The following is a 20,548-nucleotide window of genomic DNA, read 5'->3' as shown; positions in this document are numbered from 1 at the left end:
CCTACTTCTTACGCCAGGAGCGCAAGTCCATGCCTGCCATTACCCTGCCCGATGGTTCCGTTCGCACGTTCGACGGTGCCACGACTGGCACGGCAGTCGCGGCTTCGATCGGTCCCGGTCTGGCGCGTGCTGCCGTTGCGATGAGCCTTGATGGCAAACTGGTCGATCTGTCGACCGAGATTGTCGAAGACGCCGCGATCCGCTTCATCACGCGCAAGGACGATATCGTCCTTGAAATGATCCGCCATGACACGGCCCATGTGCTGGCTGAGTCCGTTCAGGCGCTCTGGCCCGGCACGCAGGTGACCATCGGTCCGTCGATCAAGGACGGGTTCTATTACGACTTTTTCCGCAATCAGCCCTTCACGCCAGAAGACTTCGCAGCGATCGAAGGCAAGATGCGTGAGCTCATCGCAGCCAATGCGCCGTTCGAACGAGAGGAATGGGACCGTGACGCGGCCATTGCTTTCTTCGAAGAAAAGGGTGAGCGCTTCAAGGCCGAGCTGATCCGCGATCTGCCCGAGAGCGAGACTATTTCGATCTATCGTCAGGGCGCATGGCTCGATCTGTGCCGTGGTCCGCATATGCGCGGTACGGGCGATATCGGTACGGCCTTCAAGCTCATGAAAGTCGCGGGGGCCTATTGGCGTGGCGATCATCGCAACCCCATGCTGACGCGCATCTACGGCACTGCCTGGCGTGATCAGAAAGAGCTGGATGCCTATCTGCTCCAGCTGGAAGAGGCCGAGAAGCGCGACCACCGCCGGATCGGTCGTGAGATGGATCTCTTCCATATTCAGGAAGAGGCCGTGGGCCAGATCTTCTGGCACGCCAAGGGCTGGCGTCTCTACACGGTCCTGCAAGATTACATGCGTCGTCTTCAGACCCGTCATGGCTATCAGGAAGTCCGGACGCCCCAGCTCGTAGATCGCGCGCTTTGGGAAGCTTCAGGTCACTGGGACAAGTACCGCGAGCACATGTTCATCGCGACGGTTGAAGACGAGGACAAGACCCTCGCTCTCAAACCGATGAACTGCCCATGCCATGTGCAAATCTTCCGCCATGGGCTGCGTTCTTATCGTGAATTGCCGCTGCGCATGGCTGAATTCGGGGCCTGTCACCGCTACGAGCCGTCTGGCGCCCTGCATGGTATCATGCGTGTGCGTGGCTTCACGCAGGACGATGCCCATGTCTTCTGCACGGAAGAGCAGATTGCGAGCGAGACGGCGTCTTTTGTCGCCATGCTGGACGAAGTCTATCGCGATCTCGGCTTCGAGAATTTCCGCGTCAAATTCTCCGATCGTCCGGAAGCACGTGCCGGGGATGATGCAACCTGGGACAAGGCCGAGACAGCGCTCAAGGAGGCCTGCGGTCTTGCGGGCGTCTCTTTCGAGACGAATCCGGGCGAGGGAGCGTTTTACGGGCCGAAGCTCGAATTCGTGCTGACCGATGCCATCGGTCGTGACTGGCAGTGCGGGACGTTGCAGGTCGATTATATCCTGCCGGAGCGCCTCGATGCCTCTTATATCGGTGAGGATAGTGCCCGGCACCGTCCGGTGATGCTGCATCGTGCCATTCTCGGCAGCTTCGAGCGCTTCATCGGTATTCTGATCGAGCAGTTCGCTGGCAAGTTCCCGCTCTGGCTCGCACCGACTCAGGTCGTTGTCGCCAGCATCGTGACTGATGCTGAGCCTTACGCGCAGGAAGTTGCTGCGAAGTTGCGGAATCTTGGTCTTCAGGTCGACGTCGATGGTCGGAATGAGAAGATCAATGCGAAGATCCGCGAGCATTCAGTGGCCCGTGTGCCCGTGATCCTTGTGGTTGGGCGTCGCGAGGCGGAAGAAGGCAAAGTCGCGCTTCGTCGCCTCGGAGGGGCCGCTCAGGAGATTCTGTCTCTCGACGATACGCTGTCGCTTTTGGCTGCTGAGGCTCAGGCACCGGACATGCGCCGCGCGCGCGGCTGATTTGGTGCGACTCAGCGCGAAAACCTTGCAATTCCGGAGTTCCGCGCCTATGTCGGGGCACCGGCGTCGCCGCAAGCTAGGTCCTTATTTCATCACGCTACGGTGATGAAATATCTGATCGCGTTCTGCGTATTGAAGCGCCGACAAGCAGATTGTTCGAAAACGTCGACAGGAGACGACCATAGCTAGACCACCGATGCAGGCCGCACCTACCCGTGAAGGCCCCGAGTTAACGAGGAGATCCGTGTTCCTCAGGTGCGCTTGATTGACGCCGATGGCGAAATGGCCGGCGTCATGACAACACGCGACGCTCTTGCTCGCGCCTATTCGGTCGGGCTCGACCTGCTGGAAATCAGCCCGACGGCTGAGCCGCCGGTGGTCAAGATCCTCGACTATGGCAAGTTCAAATACGAACAGCAAAAGAAGAAGAACGAGGCACGTAAAAAGCAGAAGGTTATCGAGATCAAGGAAGTCAAGGTGCGTCCCAGCACCAATGAAAATGACTACCAGGTCAAGCTTCGCGCCATGAACTCCTTCCTTGCCGAGGGCGACAAGGTCAAAGTTTCCCTGCGCTTCAAGGGCCGTGAAATGGCTCATCAGGAACTGGGTATCAAGATGCTGGAGCGTATCCGCATCGAGATGGAAGAAAAGGCGAAGGTCGAGCAGATGCCCAAGCTCGAAAACCGCCAGATGATCATGGTGCTTGCACCGCGCTGAGCCTCTGCGCTCTAGCGAGACGTGATGACGTCCACTTGAACCCCGGCTCTGCCGGGTTTTTTTGTGCCGTCAGCGTGACCTGTATGCGAATGCGCGTACTGACCTGTTCTGCGCTTACGGCAGTCTGTCCATCTATGGGCCATCCAACCAGTCAATGAGAGTAGTTGCAGAATGAGCCCGGTTATGTGGCTGTGCTAATGGGTCTTCGTGATTCTCAGTTATCCGTTCTAGGAGACCGTAACTACCGAGACCTGAGAGAGGCTGGGTCGTTCCGGGGTATGAGATGAGCCTCTCAGGACCTAATTTCGACTTTCGGTTCGTAAAAATTCCTCGAATCGGGTCAAAGACGACTTTTTTCACTATCAAAATTTTGCGAAATCAACAATTGAGACGAAATCGGTATCATTTATTCTTGGATTTTACGTCAAATACCAACCCCAAATTTACACTACTCGTTTTTAATGTGCCTAAAATATCCTGAAATATACGCGATGTCTTTTAATGCTCATTGATAGCTCCTTTTCTATTTCTTGACGAAAATTGACATTTGTAACCTGATGATTTCGATATACTCGGAAACTTTCGCTTAATCTTTTTAAAATAACAATAATACGCATATTATTTATATAATATAAGAGAATTATACATGGTTATTTCGAGTGTCGTTGCAGTAATGGCATATAAATGCAGATCACGTTTCGGTGATGATTTTGTGTCCGAATTAAGAGAATTTAAAGGCGCCAGTTGCAAACTACTCCTTGTCGAGCGCGCAAGTGCCTCCATTGCTGATAGAGAGTCGGATTTAAGATGACCACCAATAGCCAGCAGACTCTGACGGACATTTACACCAACCCAAGTGTGAATGGCCCTAACCTCCAAATGAACACTCAGGACGTGGACAATGGTCAGATCGTCTATAACGATACCATTTCCGACCTTGACGGTGGGGTATCGCCAGACTGGGCCGTAATACAGTGGAACGGCGCCACAGCACTTGATCCGTTGGCTGGAGATGGAACTCAGGTTTGGGATAACAATTTTGGTTATTCCGTTGGTCATTGGACTCAGGGATCGTCTACGTCCGTCTCTGGAAAGACTTCGTATAATGTTTTCCGCGATCCAGATAACGGACATTACATTTATCAGATGGCTGCTCAGGGCGGTCATTTTCTCGACGTGCAGATCTCTGCCATCAAGCGGTGGACGGCCAATATTCATTTAATCACCAGCTTACGGCGTCCCTTGCTCAAGGCATAAGCGGCTACCAAGGCACCACGGGTGTCTATCAGGCTGGCGTCAATTTCACGATCAATTTCCATAGCGCCACAATGAGCTTTGGACTGTTTCTTCAGTTTGAAAGCGTCGATTACAAGGGAATCCCGCAAGCCTACGCCAGTTTTCCGAAATCACTCGGAGGCTCGATCTATAACGTCTCAGGATCGCAAGCGGCTTATATTAACCCGAAAGATGCCTCCACCGATGGCGTCATGTATAATACGACGATCGACTTGAACCAGGGTTTGATGGCAGCCATCAAAGCAATGGTCACAGTGTATCCGGATCTAGCCGGACAGCTCGAAGATCTGAGCAACTGGTATCTTAGTGGAATGTATATTGGCGTTGAATCAATAGGTACAGGACTTTCAACGGACGTTACCGGTAATTACAACGTCGAAGACCCAACGCTTACTTACGATACATCCAAAACAGTATCATATTCAGACCTATCCCGGACTGCTCCGATCGTCACGATGACGCCGAAAGAGGGCACCGGCAATACCAGCGTTTCAACAGCAGCTTCAGAAGAGGTCACCATGCCTAACATCGTCGTAAAAGGTGTGAATAACACTGTCTATGTGCCCTATACGTCCGGTGACACTGCTGGAACGATGGCTAAAAGCTACGCATCGAGCCTGCAGTCGCTGATTGCGGCCGAGACGCTCGACAACTCTATCCTGACGCCAGGTTCAAATAGCTTCGTTTCGTCCCAAAAGGCTTCGCAGGCGATCATTGATACGGCGGGTAGCTACGGTGTCTCCGGGAACTACTCCAACATCGTGATTGCCTCAACAAGCTCTGAAACCCTGACAGGGGCTGTAACGCTCGACACAACCCAAAACACGGCAAGTAATCTTAACATTGTTTCGGGCAACCAATACGGCTCCAATGTTAAGGTTGGGAATAGCTCAGGAAGCTTCGCCGGAACGCAGGGCAATAACGTTTTCAATGCAACAGGCTCGACGGGAAACTGGAGCATTGCCACTGGTGCGGGCAACGACACAATCTACGGCGCGAATGGCACCAACACGATCACAGGTGGAGCAGGGAGTAACCTGATTTATCTCGGTGGTTCCAACAATTACGTCACGTCGCTCGGTACCGACACTATTTACGGCGCTGCCGGAGCCATTGACACTGTGTCGCTCCAAGGTGGGAATTCAACGGCTAATCTTAAGACGAATGCGGCAGTCATTGATCTTTCGACAGGAAACAAGATCACGGTTGGTGATAATAGCTCGGTTTTCGGTGGGTCGTCTTCCGTCGTTAATGTCACGTCGGGTTCGGCAACTGTGACTGGTACGCAAGGTGATACGATCACAGCCGCTGGCGATCTCGAAGTTGTTCATGGAAGCAATCAGAATATCAGCGTCACGGGCGCCCTCAACTTCATTTCGGGAACGGGTCAGACGACGATTTCTGCCGGTAGCGCGACAATTTTCGGTGCAGATCAGCTGACTGCGACGTTGAGCTCGCCTTCACGTCTGCTTTTCACAGCAAACCAGCCTACACGACCGGCACTCAGCTGATCGATGGCCGGAACGTGGCTGGTGGTCTCTCTGCTTGGACCGGGGCAGGCTCACAGACAGTTATCGGTGGCTCGGCTTCCGATCAGTTCTACCTTGGTACGGCCTTCCAGGGTGTCGATGGAGCGACAGCTGCAGCGACGGTTACAGGTGGCACAGGTGCAGGAAACCTGTTCGGAATGCTCGTTAATCACACGGCTGGCAATTTCACGATCACTGATTTCCGAGCCGCGGACAACAAGTTCTTCTTGTATAATTACAAGCCAGCCGACTCGAATGCGGCGGCCCAGAGCATTTTGAATACGGCCACTGTCTCTGGTGGCAATACGTCAGTCATGATTGACGGTACGGCCAAGATAACGTTCCTCGGGGTGACAGATCTCAAGGTATCAGATTTCACGATCAGCTAATCGCTGTTCATCATCGCTCGGGGGCGAGAAGCGGCCCTCATGATCAGATCAAAGGAAATGGGGTGATGGTAAGACGTCACTCCATTTTTTGTGTCGATCACTTAACGTAAAGTCAGGCTCTCGCGCCCTACCTTTTGTGAAGGGACACTGAGAAAGTGTGGAGAGCGTCTTGATAAGGCGAGCTCTCAGAGAAAATGACGAATGGTGACCGACCGTATGCGCTCATCAGGGCAATGAGAAACGGTGTCTCTTGTTGCTCCAGGCGGTGGGCTCATTGGGCCGTAGCTGACATGACTGAGGTCATGTGACAGCGCCGCAGGAACGCTTTTTCAAAGTTGAGAAAGGTTTGGAGACCCCCTCGCTTTCAAATATGCGAGCTTCATAACTTGATCGATTTTAGTGGGGTGGTGGCGGAGAGAGTGGGATTCGAACCCACGGTACGCTATTAACGCACACACGCTTTCCAAGCGTGCGCCTTAAGCCGCTCGGCCATCTCTCCAGCGCGGGCGGAACATATCAGTTTTGGTCTGCCGCGCAAGTGCTTCTGGCGTTTTTGATGAAGTTTCGGATCAATTCGGGGGATTTGTCTCCGGGCGCGATCTCGACGCCGGATGAAACATCGACAGCGGATGCGTTACTGGCCTTGATAGCCTGAGCAACATTGCCGGGGTTCAGACCGCCAGCCAGCATCCAGGGAGCAGGTGCCTTCCAGTGACTGAGGAGGGACCAGTCGAGGCGCACACCATTGCCGCCAGGCCGGGTTGCGTCGCTTGGTTGACGCGGTTCGATGACGTAGCCGTCCAGATCTGTCTCTGTCGGGAGATCCATTTCGGTCTCGACAGCGCAGGAGCGCCATACAGGGAGATCGAACCGGGCTTTTATTTCACGTGCCCGAGAGGTCGTGTCATAGATCTGAAGAATGTCGAGCTTTATCGAGCTCAGGGTCTCGGCAATGACGTCGTCGCTGGCTTTGACAAAGAGGCCGACAATCTGGGGCATCGTGCGCGTGTAACGCTCAAGAAGCGAGGCCGCACGAACCGGTGTCAGAAAGCGCGGCGAGTGGGCGAAAAAAACGAAACCGATCCAGTCAGCGCCTGCATCACAGGCTGCTTGCAGTCCTTCCTCGTCTCTAAGGCCACATATCTTGACCTTGGACTTCATGCCGAGGCGAGTTCGGCCTGAATTGCCTCAGCCGCAACCTTGGGGTCGGCTGCTTGAGTGATGGGTCGCCCGACGACGATCCAGTCCGCACCAGCCAGCGCCGCCTGGCGTGGGGTCATGATACGCTTTTGGTCGTCAGCTGCCGCTCCTTCAGGCCGTATGCCCGGCACGACCAGTGTCGGTGATTCTCCCAGAGCATCACGCAAGGGAGCAATCTCTTCGGCCGAACAGACCAGACCGTCTGCTCCTGCTGTCATGGCGAGACGTCCGAGGCGTAGAACCTGTTCACGCGGCGAGGACGGCACTCCGATGTCATTGAGCGACGGGGCGTCCAGACTTGTCAGAACCGTCACGGCCAGCAGAACGGGGCGATGGAGAGGCGGATATGTCGCATCGATCGCCTGACGCGCGGCCCGGATCATGGCAGAGCCGCCTGCTGCATGAATGGTCAGCAGCGAGGCGCCGATCGGTGCAAGGCTGGCGAGACCTTTGGCCACAGTGTTGGGAATGTCATGCAGCTTGAGGTCCAGAAACAAAGTCCGGTTTCTGGCAAGGTCGCGCACGGCCGAAAGACCCTGCGCATAGGTGAACTCCATACCCAGCTTGATGGCATCGACCGTACCATCAAGTGTTTCAGCCCAGTCGCGAGCCTGGTCGAGAGTTTGCGTATCCAGGGCGGCAATCAGGCGTGTGCGTTTCATGATGTCTTACTCAGGGCAGATTGAGAGGGTGTCAGGGGGTCACGGGCGAGGTGGCCGAAGCTTCGTGGCTTGGACGGTTGGTTTCGGCCGCGAGGTTCAGACGGTCGAGGCGCTGGTGCAGATCCAACACCTGACTCTCGAGGGAGCGCACCTGTTGTTCGGCTTTCCTCGCGCGCGAGCGCTGCTTCACTTCTCCGATAAACATGACCAGACCACCGAGCAGGAAACTGCCGACGCCAAGGCCCAAAGCCAGCGTGCCCGCAGAGAGTTGCCAGCTTAGAGAAACGATCCAGAGTGACTGGGCGTCGGGGTTGCTCAAAGCAAATGTGATGAGGGCGACAAGAAAAACGACGATAACGAGTAGGCGCACCATCAGAGAAACCTCACTTGAACGGGTTATCGGCGCAAGAATTTCGAGCCGTAGACTGATCGCATCGCCTTACCCCGGGTTCCGATAAGCGGCAAGGTTTGTTGCTTTTTCTTGACGATTGAGCGCGAGACGTGATCCGCTGATGTCTATGCATGGCCCATGACAGGGAAGGTGTGCCCATCATGACCCAGTTATTGATGTTTCGGTCCCCGTTGCCCAAGGCGGATCGGCTCTGGGCCGTGATTGCCTGGCAAGGTCACCGTAGTCGTATTGCTAACGTCCATGCGAGCAAGGAAGCGGCTGAAGCCGATCGTGTCTGGCGAAGTCAGCAAGTGCACGAATATCGGTACTTTCTGGCGTCGGAGCAAAAGGTGCCGTTGCGCTACGAATTGAGGCAGATTGCGCGAGCCGAGCTCCCCAGAAGCTGGACGCCTTTGCCTGCACTCGGGTTCCTGAGAACGACGTCCTTTTGAAGACTGCGTGACATTACGTTTTAAATGACCCGTACCAGCACGGTTCAGCCTTGGCTGGCTGGTCTTGTCACACAAGTCATGACACAAGCTTTGGCGCTATATGCTTTGCGCTGTTAAGCAAAGCTTCATGAAGACTTGAGGGAGTAGATTGCAATGTCGGAACAGGAAAGCCAGGACGTAACTGGGCGTGCTGACCAGGAAGTGCTGGAGACATTGCTGGTTACCGGGACGCAGTATCTGAAATCTTCAAGCATCGCCTCGGTAGGGGCACCGGAAGTATTCTACAATCTTCCGCCTCGACCTCATATCGGTTTGCGTATCGATGTCACGGCGCGCCAGTTGCGCGAAGATCAGCCGAATTTTGAAGTCAGTCTTGCCATGCAGGGCATGGGGTATCGCGTGGCGCCTACGCCAGAGACGCCAGAGCCTGAGATTCTGTATAAAGTGGACATGATCTATTCGGGGCTGTTTGCCGTGCAGAATGCCCGACAGGAATTGCTGGAGACGCTTTTGTTGATCGAGGCGCCTCGTCAGCTCTTTCCGTCTGCCCGTCACCTTCTTTTGACTCTCGTGAGGGAGGCCGGCTTTCCGGTCGCCAATATCCAGCCCGTTGACTTCAAGGCGCTCTTGCAAAGTAGACGAGCTCAGTCCTGACACATCCGGGCTAATAAAATGAATCTGCTATCAGAGACAATCAGCGCACTCGGCCCAGGGGAGGAGCCCAAGGCGTATACTCCGCTCTGGGCTATGTTCGACCCCGACTGGTATCGTGAACGCTATGGAGATTCGGTGATCGAGATGACGGGTGGCCTGCCCGATGATCGCGGTCTTTTCGAATTTTGGCTGCGTGATGGCGCACGCTATGCACACTCGCCGAACCGCTATTTTGACGAGATCTGGTATCGTCGCGAGAATTTCGACGTCGAGAGCGGCATCCGGATGGGCGTCTTCGATTCAGGATTCCAGCATTATTGCGAGACCGGGCATCGAGGTCGGTCATGCCACTGGCTGTTTTCTGAAAGCGATTATTTCCGGCTCAACCCGGACCTGACTCCGGCTGCCGTGCGCGACATGGGTTATAGCAATGGCTATGACCACTATCTTGCCGTAGGGCAGGTCGAACGTCGGGCGAGCTCGGCGTTTCTGATGCCTGATCTGGTACGGGCTGGTGTGATGCAACAGCGTCTCCCGTACGATCCGGCAGTTGGCGAATTTACGCGGCTGATCCTGTCAGAAGACACTCGTGAGCTCCGTACTTCCTGGTATTTCGACCCGGTCTGGTATCTCCAAACCTACGAGGATGTCGCGCCCCAGATTGCGAGCGGCGTCTACGTGTCGGCGCTGCATCATTATCTGTCCAACGAAAATCCGACCCATTACAACCCGAACCCGGTTTTCGACGAGACGCGCTATCTGGAACGCTACCCTGATGTGAACGATCAGGTGCGTGCTCGAGCCATGCGTAACGGCTACGATCATTTCGTGCATCACGGCCAGTTCGAGGGACGGAGCCACGCCGATGGGGTGGAGCTCAAGGCTGTTCTCAACCCCGGCTTTGTACCGACCTGGAAGATGATCTGTGACAATGCCTTTATCGATCTGGTGAAGCATCAGGCTTCGCCGGTCGAGGCTGTGGTGGTCGAACCGCCGGCACTCCGTCAGCTCTCTCAACTGCAGGCACAAAGAGCGGAGACGCTCCTTCCGCTGCTCTCCCGTAATCCGCTCGACTTTCGCTACGTTGGGAGACCCGAGCTCAGTGTCGTCATTGCGCAGCCCTCGGATTTCCTTGCTTTGCTCCAGACGCTTGTGTCGTTGCACGAGGGTAATCGCGGCACGATCCAGGTCGTCCTGATCGACTCAGGAGCAAAGGATGAGACTGCCGAGATTGGACGTTATGCTCGCGGCGTTGAGGTCGTGCGACCCGACTCCCCAACGTTGCAGCAGGGATGGCAGCGTGCTGTACCTCAACTTGACGCGCCACGCGTTCTTCTGATCGAAGCTGGGTGCCACCTCTATTATGGCGCGCTGGATGCGGGCCTGGCTCAACTGGACCGGGATGGGGTTATTGCAGTTGCGCCGCAATGCCTGGGTTTTGACCTTCGTGTCATCGAAGCGGGCCTCATGGTCGCTCGCGATGGCAGTTGCGTCTCTTATGCCGAAGGCATGGAGGCGTTTGCACCGGAAATCGATTTCGTTCGTCCTTGTGACACTGTAGGTGGCGGGGCGCTTCTTTGTCATCTCGACGCACTTCGTGACCTGCCAACGCAACTTCCCGATCTGCAGAAATTGCGCGTGCCCACGTCGATCTGGGCAGCTTTGGGGCTGAGTTTACGCCAGAACGATTCAAAGGGGAGGATCGTTTATGAGCCTCGCTTTGCCGTGCGTGCGCCAGAGCGGAACAAGGCACGCCTGAGTGCCATTGTGCAGGAAGCGCTCATTTTGCGCCGGTGTTTTGCTGAGGTGTTGCGGGGCAACCCCCCTCAGGCTCCCCAAAGTGCTGACACGCTCTATCGTTCCTCGCGTTGGGGCAAACGCCTGCTGATTTTGGCCCGAGCGGGGTCGGTTTCTGCATCGGCTCAGCGGGCCCGCCTGAAAGCGCTAAGCCAGAGCTTGATCGATCTGGGATGTCAGGTCACGGTTTTCGTTCTTGTCGACGGTGCCAGAGCCCATGACAGGACAGGGCTGGATCTGCCGGAAAGCACTGAATACCGAAGCGGCGGGCTTGAGATTTTGAGTCGTCTGATCGAGCAGCGTGTTCGCGGGTTCGATCACGTCTGGATCTACGGCGGCCTTACGCTCAACGCCGTTTTTGACCTGATGCAGGAAAAGGCAGGCCATCTTCCAGAAGACGCGTTTACGCTCGATCTGCGTGAAATCGAAACGGTGTCACATCGACTTGATGAGCAGGGGGCGGGGAAATCTCCTGTGTTCGTCGATGAGGAGGTCATGACACAGCATCTGGCTGAGGAAGTCGGTCGCGCCTGGTTCTGTCGTAACGTGGTCGTACAAAACATTGAGCAGGCATCGCTGTTGCGTGACGCCGGGCTGACGACTCTCACGGTACTTGGCGACGACGTGCCCGCGCGTCAGGGTGTTGAGTACGCTCAAAGGCGAGATCTTCTTTTTGCCGCTCAGCCTGCAACAACCCCGGGATACACGCTGCACTTCCTGAAATGGTTCGTGCGTGAGGTGTTGTCTCGCCTTGAGGGCCGTCTGGCTGAAACGCCTCGCCTGATCCTTGCCTGTGAAACGCTTCAATCTCTCGATCTGTCGATGATCACGCATTATCGGCATGTTGCCCCTTTGACTGAAGGGCAGAAAGATTTTGCCGAGCTGGCCTCGTCCTGTCGTGTCATGATTTCTCCGGGAGAAAGTCTGGGTCACGTCTCGCTGGAACGTCTTGAAGCGGCCTCTTGCGGTCTGCCTTGCGTCATTGAAGGGGAAGAGCCTGGCCGGGAGCTGCTCGAAGTCCCGCATGATGCAAGGCTGTTTGCAGAGGCGATCATCAGGCTTTATCAGGACGAGGAAACATGGCGGCGTCATGCGGATGCTGCCTCGCGCCAGGCGGCGGCGATGACTGCGGCCTATCGTGAAACGCTGGCCCGTCTCGTCGGGCTGGATAAGGTCAAGGATGACGTGCGTGACTGAAAGCTCGGAACCAGTATTGAAGCAGGTCGATCAGGACCTCGAAAAGAGTCTTGATCGTCTTTTCGACCTGCTGCGTATTCCGAGCATTTCGGCACAACCGAAGCACGCTGATGACTGCCGGAGAGCGGCAGAATGGCTGCGCGCAGAGCTTACAGGGCTAGGCTTCGAGGCGAGCGTGCGTGAAACGCCGGGACATCCGATGGTCGTCGGTCATGATCCAAAGGCAGGTTCAGCGCTGCACGTGCTGTTTTACGGTCATTATGACGTGCAACCGACCGATCCGCTTACTCTCTGGAAGAGCGACCCATTCGAGCCGTCGGTGACGACAGAGGCAGATGGCCGCAAGATTATCGTGGCGCGTGGTGCTTCCGATGATAAGGGGCAGTTGCTCACCTTCATCGAGGCATGCCGTGCCTGGAAAGCCGTTCATGGAACGCTTCCGGTCAAGGTTTCTCTCCTGATCGAAGGGGAAGAGGAAAGTGGCGGAGCCAATCTCATGCCGTTCCTCAAGGCCAATGCGTCTGAGCTCAAGGCTGATGTGGCTCTGATCTGCGATACCGGGATGCCAGACCGGAAGACACCGGCGATCACGACCGGCCTGCGCGGATTGGTGGGGGAAGAAGTCGAGATCATCTGTGCGACTCATGATCTGCATTCCGGTATGTTCGGCAACGCAGCGCGCAATCCGATCGAGCTTCTTTGCAAGGCCCTTGGCACGGTACGCGACGACAAGGGACGCGTGACGTTCCCTGGCTTCTATGACAATGTCGTTGTGCCGTCACAGGCTGTGCGGGCCCAATGGCAGAAGATCTTCTCCGATGACTCCGTGACGTTGGCTCCCGTCGGTCTCACGCATCCGGCAGGTGAGGAGGGCTTCACGGCTATCGAGCAGATCTGGGCTCGTCCGAGCTACGAGATCAACGGGATTTCAGGCGGATATGAGGGCGACGGTTTCAAGACAGTGCTTCCCGCCCGGGCGATGGCAAAAATCTCTTTCCGCCTTGTTCCCGGTCAGGATCCTGAAGCGGTTCGTGCTGCGTTTCGCGCCCATATCCGATCTGTATTGCCTTCCGATGCCAAGGTGAGCTTTACCGAACATGGTGCGTCCACAGGGTTTGCCGTGCCGGAAAATGGCCCCTTGCTTCAGACCGCTCTGGGGGCGTTGAGTGAGGAATGGGGCGTTCCAGCTGTGGCGATTGGCTGTGGTGGGTCGATTCCGGTTGTGGCCGAGGTCAAGGAAGCTCTTGATATGGACTCGTTGCTGGTCGGATTTGCTCAGGATGATGACCGGATTCATTCTCCCAACGAGCAGTACGGCGTTGAGTCGTTCCATAAGGGTATCCGTTCCTGGGTTCGTATTCTGGATGCGTTCTCTCGGAGCTGATGTCCTTGAGGGCGATTGGAGATCAAAACCGATCTGCCCGGGTTGGAACCAAACAGATGAGGGGCGTCATGCTGCCTGCACTCACGATGGGAGATCCCGCCGGGATTGGCCCCGAGCTGACAGCTCTCGCCTGGAAGGCATCGCAGGAACGCAACGATGCCTTTCTCTGGATCGGTGATCCGGTTCTCCTGAAGGGGCTGGTGCCGGTAAGGATCGTGCTGTCGCCCGAAGAGGCAGCGGCGGTTTTCAGGGATGCCGTGCCCGTCATGCCGATCACACTCCCCAAGCCAGTGGTGCCGGGTCAGCCCGATGGTGCCATGGCACCGGGCATTATCGGATCGATCGAGATGGCGACGCGTCTGGCTCTGGAAGGCAGCGTTTCGGCTGTCGTCACCAATCCGATCAGCAAATTCGTTCTCAAGGAGGCCGGGTTCGGATTTCCCGGGCATACGGAGTTTCTGGCCTCACTCTGCGGCGTTGCGGGTGAAGAAATCATGATGCTGGCCTCACCCCGTCTCCGTGTCGTGCCGGTTACGGTCCATGTCAGCCTGCGTAACGCGCTTGAGATGTTGTCGATCCAACGCATCGTGCAGGTTGGGCGTGCCTTGGCGCAGGCTCTGCGTCAGGATTTTGGCCTGGCGCAGCCGCGCATCGCTGTGGCTGGCCTGAACCCTCATGCCGGAGAGGGGGGCGTGATGGGAATGGAAGAGCAGACGATCATCCAGCCCGCGATTGAGGCGCTCCGTCGTGATGGGGTGGACGTGACCGGGCCCTATCCCCCGGATACGCTTTTTACGGATCTGGCGAGACCGCTCTATGACGCTGCCTTGTGCATGTATCACGATCAGGCCCTGATTCCGCTCAAGACCCTGGATATGGCGACGGGAGTGAATGTGACACTCGGTCTGCCCATAATCCGCACATCCCCTGATCACGGCACGGCTTTCTCGATTGCAGGGAAAGGCCTTGCGACCCGGCCAGCCTGCTCGCTGCGCTGAGCATGGCACGCGATCTGGGAACGCAGCGTGTTGCAAGCAAGGAGAGACTCTCATGATCAGACTTGGCGTCAACATCGATCATGTCGCAACCGTGCGCAACGCGCGCGGCGGAACGCATCCCGACCCTGTCGACGCGGCTCTGCTTGCGGCCCAGCATGGTGCGGACGGCATTACGGCGCATTTGCGTGAGGATCGTCGACATATCCGCGATGAGGATATGATTCGTCTGCGCCGCGAGCTGACGGTGCCTCTGAACTTCGAGATGGCGGCGACGGACGAGATGGTGGCGATGGCGTGTGAGCTGCGCCCTCATGCCTGCTGTCTGGTGCCGGAACGGCGTGAAGAGGTGACGACGGAAGGGGGGCTTGACGTGCTCGGTCAGCAAGCCGATCTGCAGGCCAGGATAGCCAGATTACGTGAGGCCGGTATCCGCGTGTCGCTCTTCATTGATCCGGTTCCAGCGCAGATTGAAGCGTCAGCCCGGGTCGGCGGACAGGTGGTAGAGCTGCATACCGGAGCTTACGCGCATGACCCAGAAGATGCTGAGTTCCGCCGCCTTTATGAGGGTGCTCTGGCAGCAGAAACGCACGGGCTTGAACTCCACGCGGGTCATGGCCTGACATTTGACAATGTCGGTCGTGTCGCGGGCCTGCCCGGTTTGCGTGAGCTCAATATCGGGCATTTCCTGATTGGCGAGGCCATTCTCGTAGGCCTGCCCGGAGCGATTTCGCGCATGAAGCGGGAGATCGCGACCGGGGCTGTCTTCAGGGCCGTGGAACGATAACCGGCTTGGTCTTATCGGTGTAATTGGGCACCGTCTGACCCGATTGCTGGTTATAGGTGGCCGTCGTGCTCTGATTCGGCGCGGCAGGCGACTGGAATGCGGAAACCGGGCCGAATGGCCCGCCATTGACCTTGCGCATGCTCGCCTCGGGCTGTCTGGCGCAACCACGGGTGATGATCGAGCAGATGCCGTCCGAACCGATGATCTCATCGTCATCGCCGGTGTAATGCACTTCCGAAATCCGATCGTGATCGAGGCGGATCACGGCTTTGCAGCTCGTCCCTGCGCCGCCAAGGGTGACTTGGGCGATGTTCAGGAATTGCTGAATGGGGATGAGCGTCGAGTCACTTGCCGTTGGGAGATTCATCGTTCCCACGTACTGATAGATCTGCGTGGTATCGTTGAGCACTTTGGTCGAGGCCGGGATACCGGCGCAGGCCTGAAGATCATTTGATGTCATGCCGATCATGGCAATTTGAGCGCGATGGGCTTCCCGAGAGTCGAAGTAGCCGCAGCCGGAGAGGCTCAGAAGCGCGATAACGCCCGGAGCGAAGCGCAGGGTGGAAGCCAAAGAAATTCCTCGATGCATGGTGTGTCACGGGTTCGTGATGGTGAACCTACGACGGAAACTGTCCTGGAGCGAAGAAGTTCTGTGTGACCGTTCTTAAAGATCGTTTCAATGTCTGGAATGCAGATGGAGTGCTTTCAGGCAGTCTTCTCTCTGAAGAGCATAGGTAATGTCGTGAACCGCGATCAGGGACGGTTGCAAGCGATGTTTCCAGTGAGCATCTCCGGCCCCGCAGACGGTGCCGCCGGAATAGGGGCTGTGTGCTACCGGGGAGAGAGCCGCAAGCCCTGCCAGGGTATTCATCTGCAAGCGAGCGCGTAATGCCCGTTGCATCGCCTCTCTCTCATGCCTGGGTGTGTGATCGAGGAGCGCGCGGAGTTCGGCGGCCTTCAGGGCCGGGTTATTGGTTGCGACGTCGCGTTCCACCCGCAGCCATCCGTGGTCCAGTGTGAGCTGCCACGCAGCAGCGCGCGCGCCTTCACTGGAGATCTGGCGTGACAGCGACGCAGCGAGATGGGCTGGTGCGCCGGCAGCGAAGGCCGTTTTGCCCGTAACCGCAACGAGGATCGCAAGAATGAAAAGGACATAACGCATGATGATTCCGGATCTGGACAGGCTGAACGAAGAGGCTGCGAAGGAAAGATGGCAGCAGAAAGGCCACGTAAAGTGGAGAGAAGCTTCTTTTAAGGAGGTTTCGCGCACGCGCGGGATGCTCTAAAGAACGCTCCGGTTTTCAAACTCCTGGAGTCATCATGGCTACTATCTCTGCTTCGGAGCTTACCCGTCTGCAAACGACCCTGCGTCGTCTGCTCGGTTCTGCACAACTGACTGTCAATGCGCCGGCACGTGCTGGTCATACGGTCGAGCTAGCCGTCAATGGTGAGCTGATCGGTACGGTGCATCGTGATGAGGATGAGGGCGAAGTGTCCTATGCCATCCATATCACTGTGCTCGAGGAAGACCTCCCTCCAGCCTGAAAATGCTGGAGTTTCACGCCGTCGTGTGCTGAGGGTGCTTCTAGACCCGGCCCGACGGGGTGATGCCGGTAATCTTTCGGCGATACGCCGAAGAGAGATCGGCATGATAAAAGGAAAGCGTCTTCATGGCCCGAGCTGCAAGCCCGAAATCTGTGACGACGAAGGCGAAATCCACGGCGACGAAGAGCTTGCCAGAGGCAGGGCGTCATTCGGTTGCCGTCATCATTCCTTTTTATAATGGGTCCAGATACATCGAGCGGGCGATCCGCAGTGTGCTCGCCCAGACCGTCACGGTCGACGAATTCCTTATCATCGATGACGGGTCATCGGCAGAAGAGTCCGCTGCCCTCCTGGAAATCACCGATGCGCTGGGCATTGCGGTGCATCGCAAGGAAAATGGAGGTCAGGGAAGCGCGCGCAATATGGGCGTTTCTCTTACGAAGGCTGAGTACCTTTGCTTTCTCGATCAGGACGATTTTTTTCTCAGAAATCACGTCGAGCTCCTTTTGCAGCAGGTCCCTGAACGAGATCCCCATTTCGGCTGGGCCTATGGCGAGCTGATGGAGGCGGATGAGAATGGCTATATTCTCGCGACGTCGATTGCAACGCGTCATAGCAAACACCCGAAACAGTCGATCGAGGATTTACTCAAGCAGGATATGATGATCCTGCCTTCTGCTTCGATTATTGCAAGGCAGGCTTTTGAGGCCGTTGGCGGGTTCGATCCTCAGTTTATGGGCTATGAAGATGATGATTTGTTCCTGAGGCTCTTTCGGGCCGGGTACACGAATCATTTCTTTCCTACGGCTGTGACAGTCTGGTGCATCAACAAGAACAGTACATCCTACAGCATTCGGATGAGCCGTAGTCGGATGCTTTATATTCGAAAGCTTTGTCTGCTGTTTTCGGCAGATACCGAGCGTCGCAGTATTTATGTACGTGAGCTTCTTTTTCCTCGTTTCTGTAATCTGATTGCGGGCGAGGCGTTCAGGGCGATCTACTATGCGCGGTATGACCATGAGATCAGAATGGCCCGGCATCGTGACGAGCTGGTGGACATGCTGGATGAGTTTGCGACGGTGATTGCCGCACATACACGCCTGCGCTTTGAAGACCGGATGAGACTCCGTCTTTTTCGGCTCGTTTTACGCTCCAGATCCCGTAAGGCGCTGGTCCTGCCTTTCGCGGTTGTGAGGATATCGCGTCGTCTGGGCTTCGCTTTCAGACAGCGTCGTTGAACGCTACGGGTGCGTAACGCCCTTCGTCTGAAAGGCTGCTCTCAACGCAACCTGAGCGATTAGACCGATCTGGGAATGTCGAGGCCGGTGATTTTCCAGCGCCATTGCTCGAACTTCATGTGAACGATGGTGGGCCGACGTCCGGGCGTGGTGATGACGCCAGCCTCGAAGCAGAGAGGCGAGACAAAATGAGCCGAAAGTCGATCATAGAGCTGCCTGAGGCTGAAGCTTAGCGCAGCCTTGGGTGCCGGCATCATCTGCGACGCCATCGTCATGAGCAGCTCGGGTGTGAGGCGCGTATCGATGGCGTGAGACACCGCGTCTGACGCGAAAGACGTTCCAAAATCGGGAAGATCGTCTGCGGCAGGAGGCGGACCGATGAGCGCGTCAATTGCATCAGCCTTCAGGCTGGTCGAGAGCGCACTCCAGTCGATGTGTTCAGAGAGTGTGGCCGTGTCATGGCTTCTGAAGGCCGATGAAAGGGACCACAGCGCGAGATAGGGTGACACAGCGTAGATGCAGGCCATCGCGACGAAAAAGACGCCAGCCAGATGAGGCGTGCGTCTCAGCGACGGCACTCTCACACGCTCCGAGAGGCTGAAAGGCCGAAAGACATTCCTGCTGAGTTTCTCATGGCGGTTTCTCAGTCACTTGCAAATGGGGATGCTAACGGACGGCCCGGGCACATTTCTGACGGTCAGCTTGTTACAACGGCGGTTTCGGGCGTCGGATGCCTCAATTTTTTGGACTTGATGGATTTATGCTATGGGATTGCAGGGGCTTTTGTCACCTGAATCCTGAGATCCAACGAAGTTTTTTTCCTTCTTTGAGAAGCCTCTTCATAATGTTGCCCGAATCCTTTGATCTCGATTTCTCTGATGACGATCTGAACCGTTATTCGCGGCATATTCTGCTGCCGGAGGTTGGCGCAGTCGGCCAGGCGAAGCTTCGCGAATCGTCCGTGCTCATCGTCGGTGCGGGTGGGCTTGGAAGCCCGGTTGCTCTCTATCTGGCGGCAGCCGGTGTCGGTCGTATCGGTCTTGTCGATGACGATCGGGTCGAGTTGAGCAATCTTCAGCGTCAGATTTTGTTCGACAGTGACGATATCGGTCAGGCGAAAGTTGCCAGCGCAGAAAAGCGTCTCTCCGCATTGAACCCTCAGATCGAAATTGTGACCTACTCTCTGAGGGCGGATGCGACGACTCTTCCTGAGCTGATCGGGTCTTACGATCTGGTCTGCGATGGGTGCGACAATTTTGCGACCCGCTACGCGGTGGCAGACTGCAGCTGGGCTCAGGACAAAACGCTCATCTCCGGTGCTGTTCAGCGCTTTGAGGGCACGCTCTCCACGTTTTCCCCTCGAAGCGGAGGCCCTTGCTACCGATGCCTTTATCCCGATGCCGATGAGACGACAGCGCTCAGCTGCGGGCAGGCTGGAATTTTTGGGGCAGTCACCGGTGTGATCGGTACGTTGATGGCGACAGAGGCGCTCAAGGAATTGCTCTCTCTCGGCAAAGGTCTGACAGGGCGCGTTCTGGTCTGGAGCGCGCTGGACGCGTCTTTTCGTTCTTTCGATCTGCCGCCTGATCCGGCGTGTTCCTGTTGCGGGAGGGGAGCACTCTGATGCGGATGATGGCGATCATTCTGGCGGATCGGTCCTTTGAGCGAGCACATCACGCTTTTGTGCTTGCCGCAGGCGCGCTCGCTCTAGGGCGAGAGGTCATTCTTTTTGCAGGAGGGTTAAGCGTCGAAGCGCTCCGTCTCGACTGGTCGGGGCTGGAGGGCGCTGAACTCAACCAGGTTTTTCAGGAGAGACGAGTGGCCGGGTTCGACACCCTGAGATCGGCCATTTTCGAGCTTGGGGGCGAGGTGCTGGCGTGTGAGGCCGGTGTGAAAGCCGCAGGCCTGTCGGAACATGATCTTTGCCCCGAAGTGCGTATTTGCGGTGTGACCACCTTTCTCGAACGGAGCGCAGACGCTCAGATTTTGAGCTTGTAGTGGCGTCGCCCTCTTGCCCAAGGCGTCACAACTTGGCACCCATGCACCCATGAAGACACTCCGCATCGTCTCTGGTATCGGGCTGACGATTCTGTTGCCGCTCGGCGCACAGGCAGAAGCCGCATCACAGACGGCAAAACACGCCACTCACCATCACAAACATGCCGCCAAGGCGGGCTCTGGCAAGGCGAAGACCTCGTCTCATCAGAGCACCGCCCATCACAAGAAAACCAAATCCGCAGGCAAGAAGCACAAAGCTGCTCAGCCAACGGCGGAGGCGCATGCAGGGGCGTCTCGGCCTTCGGGTCGCCACCACGCCGGGAAAGCTGTCGTGGCGGCAGGCGCTGTCGCTG

Annotated in this window: 20 protein-coding genes, 1 tRNA gene and 2 pseudogenes; 16 read left to right on the top strand and 7 right to left on the bottom strand. The window is 56.6% G+C overall.

The window, feature by feature from the left end; all coding sequences use genetic code 11:
* Positions 1–29 precede the first annotated feature (29 nt).
* From thrS to JCM15831_RS20345, 5 genes and pseudogenes are all read left to right on the top strand, one after another.
* Positions 30–1,964, top strand: a complete 1,935-nt coding sequence (thrS, locus tag JCM15831_RS11095; protein ID WP_025824322.1) for a threonine--tRNA ligase — start codon at positions 30–32, stop codon at positions 1,962–1,964.
* Positions 1,965–2,160: 196 nt separating this feature from the next.
* Positions 2,161–2,681, top strand: a pseudogene (gene infC / locus JCM15831_RS18485) (translation initiation factor IF-3).
* Positions 2,682–3,488: 807 nt separating this feature from the next.
* Positions 3,489–3,938: a hypothetical protein gene (locus tag JCM15831_RS11085; RefSeq protein WP_035774356.1), complete on the top strand. Its 450-nt coding sequence runs from the start codon at positions 3,489–3,491 to the stop codon at positions 3,936–3,938.
* Positions 3,881–5,488, top strand: a complete 1,608-nt coding sequence (locus JCM15831_RS18480) for a hypothetical protein (RefSeq protein ID WP_198024306.1) — start codon at positions 3,881–3,883, stop codon at positions 5,486–5,488. Before JCM15831_RS11085 ends, JCM15831_RS18480 begins: the two co-directional genes overlap by 58 nt.
* Before the next feature lie 14 nt (positions 5,489–5,502).
* Positions 5,503–5,895: a hypothetical protein gene (locus tag JCM15831_RS20345; protein ID WP_025824319.1), complete on the top strand. Its 393-nt coding sequence runs from the start codon at positions 5,503–5,505 to the stop codon at positions 5,893–5,895.
* 408 nt (positions 5,896–6,303) lie between these two features.
* Here JCM15831_RS20345 and JCM15831_RS11070 read toward each other — a convergent pair.
* The 4 genes from JCM15831_RS11070 to JCM15831_RS11055 all read right to left on the bottom strand — a co-directional run bounded on the left by JCM15831_RS11070 (position 6,304) and on the right by JCM15831_RS11055 (position 8,130).
* Positions 6,304–6,394 (bottom strand) — tRNA-Ser (locus tag JCM15831_RS11070).
* A gap of 17 nt (positions 6,395–6,411) precedes the next feature.
* On the bottom strand, positions 6,412–7,056 hold the full coding sequence (locus tag JCM15831_RS11065) for a phosphoribosylanthranilate isomerase (protein WP_025824318.1): 645 nt from the start codon (positions 7,054–7,056) through the stop codon (positions 6,412–6,414).
* Positions 7,053–7,757: an orotidine-5'-phosphate decarboxylase gene (gene pyrF / locus JCM15831_RS11060; protein WP_035774355.1), complete on the bottom strand. Its 705-nt coding sequence runs from the start codon at positions 7,755–7,757 to the stop codon at positions 7,053–7,055. Before pyrF ends, JCM15831_RS11065 begins: the two co-directional genes overlap by 4 nt.
* 31 nt (positions 7,758–7,788) lie before the next feature.
* The gene (locus JCM15831_RS11055; protein WP_025824316.1) at positions 7,789–8,130 is read right to left on the bottom strand and encodes a lipopolysaccharide assembly protein LapA domain-containing protein; all 342 of its coding nucleotides are present in this window, start codon (positions 8,128–8,130) and stop codon (positions 7,789–7,791) included.
* 179 nt (positions 8,131–8,309) lie between these two features.
* Between JCM15831_RS11055 and JCM15831_RS11050 the strand changes: the two genes are divergently transcribed.
* The 6 genes and pseudogenes from JCM15831_RS11050 to JCM15831_RS11025 all read left to right on the top strand — a co-directional run bounded on the left by JCM15831_RS11050 (position 8,310) and on the right by JCM15831_RS11025 (position 15,414).
* Positions 8,310–8,600, top strand: a complete 291-nt coding sequence (locus JCM15831_RS11050; RefSeq protein WP_025824315.1) for a hypothetical protein — start codon at positions 8,310–8,312, stop codon at positions 8,598–8,600.
* 153 nt (positions 8,601–8,753) lie between these two features.
* Positions 8,754–9,254: a protein-export chaperone SecB gene (locus tag JCM15831_RS11045; RefSeq protein ID WP_025824314.1), complete on the top strand. Its 501-nt coding sequence runs from the start codon at positions 8,754–8,756 to the stop codon at positions 9,252–9,254.
* An 18-nt stretch (positions 9,255–9,272) separates the two neighbouring features.
* Positions 9,273–12,248, top strand: coding sequence for a glycosyltransferase (locus JCM15831_RS11040; RefSeq protein WP_156938843.1), 2,976 nt, complete (start codon positions 9,273–9,275; stop codon positions 12,246–12,248).
* Positions 12,232–13,632: a dipeptidase gene (locus JCM15831_RS11035; RefSeq protein ID WP_025824312.1), complete on the top strand. Its 1,401-nt coding sequence runs from the start codon at positions 12,232–12,234 to the stop codon at positions 13,630–13,632. The genes JCM15831_RS11040 and JCM15831_RS11035 overlap by 17 nt, the downstream gene beginning before the upstream one ends.
* A 68-nt stretch (positions 13,633–13,700) precedes the next feature.
* Positions 13,701–14,686 (top strand): annotated as a pseudogene (gene pdxA / locus JCM15831_RS18475) (4-hydroxythreonine-4-phosphate dehydrogenase PdxA).
* Positions 14,683–15,414, top strand: coding sequence for a pyridoxine 5'-phosphate synthase (locus JCM15831_RS11025; RefSeq protein ID WP_025824311.1), 732 nt, complete (start codon positions 14,683–14,685; stop codon positions 15,412–15,414). The pseudogene pdxA and the gene JCM15831_RS11025 overlap by 4 nt, the downstream one beginning before the upstream one ends.
* On the opposite strand, the gene JCM15831_RS11020 is transcribed toward JCM15831_RS11025, so the two are convergent.
* Entirely contained in the window at positions 15,395–15,883 is a 489-nt protein-coding gene (locus JCM15831_RS11020; RefSeq protein WP_156938850.1) for a hypothetical protein, read from the bottom strand. The genes JCM15831_RS11025 and JCM15831_RS11020 overlap by 20 nt on opposite strands.
* Before the next feature lie 207 nt (positions 15,884–16,090).
* Positions 16,091–16,576: a hypothetical protein gene (locus JCM15831_RS20340; RefSeq protein ID WP_025824309.1), complete on the bottom strand. Its 486-nt coding sequence runs from the start codon at positions 16,574–16,576 to the stop codon at positions 16,091–16,093.
* Between the two features lie 158 nt (positions 16,577–16,734).
* On the opposite strand from JCM15831_RS20340, the gene JCM15831_RS11005 reads away from it, so the two are divergent.
* Both JCM15831_RS11005 and JCM15831_RS11000 read left to right on the top strand, forming a co-directional pair.
* A complete protein-coding gene (locus JCM15831_RS11005; RefSeq protein ID WP_025824308.1) occupies positions 16,735–16,959 on the top strand; it encodes a DUF3126 family protein in 225 nt (74 codons plus the stop codon).
* A gap of 125 nt (positions 16,960–17,084) precedes the next feature.
* The gene (locus JCM15831_RS11000) at positions 17,085–18,197 is read left to right on the top strand and encodes a glycosyltransferase family 2 protein (protein ID WP_084490666.1); all 1,113 of its coding nucleotides are present in this window, start codon (positions 17,085–17,087) and stop codon (positions 18,195–18,197) included.
* Positions 18,198–18,256: 59 nt separating this feature from the next.
* On the opposite strand, the gene JCM15831_RS10995 is transcribed toward JCM15831_RS11000, so the two are convergent.
* On the bottom strand, positions 18,257–18,775 hold the full coding sequence (locus JCM15831_RS10995) for a DUF2939 domain-containing protein (protein WP_035774365.1): 519 nt from the start codon (positions 18,773–18,775) through the stop codon (positions 18,257–18,259).
* A gap of 266 nt (positions 18,776–19,041) precedes the next feature.
* On the opposite strand from JCM15831_RS10995, the gene JCM15831_RS10990 reads away from it, so the two are divergent.
* The 3 genes from JCM15831_RS10990 to JCM15831_RS18465 all read left to right on the top strand — a co-directional run.
* On the top strand, positions 19,042–19,821 hold the full coding sequence (locus JCM15831_RS10990; protein WP_025824305.1) for a HesA/MoeB/ThiF family protein: 780 nt from the start codon (positions 19,042–19,044) through the stop codon (positions 19,819–19,821).
* Entirely contained in the window at positions 19,821–20,195 is a 375-nt protein-coding gene (locus JCM15831_RS10985; RefSeq protein ID WP_156938841.1) for a hypothetical protein, read from the top strand. The genes JCM15831_RS10990 and JCM15831_RS10985 overlap by 1 nt, the downstream gene beginning before the upstream one ends.
* Positions 20,196–20,244: 49 nt before the next feature.
* The coding region (locus tag JCM15831_RS18465; RefSeq protein ID WP_035774354.1) for a hypothetical protein at positions 20,245–20,548 on the top strand (304 nt) is incomplete at its 3' end.

Origin of the sequence: Asaia astilbis JCM 15831, from assembly GCF_000613845.1 — a bacterium.
Lineage (GTDB): Bacteria > Pseudomonadota > Alphaproteobacteria > Acetobacterales > Acetobacteraceae > Asaia > Asaia astilbis.
This window is presented reverse-complemented; position numbering and strand designations above follow the sequence as displayed.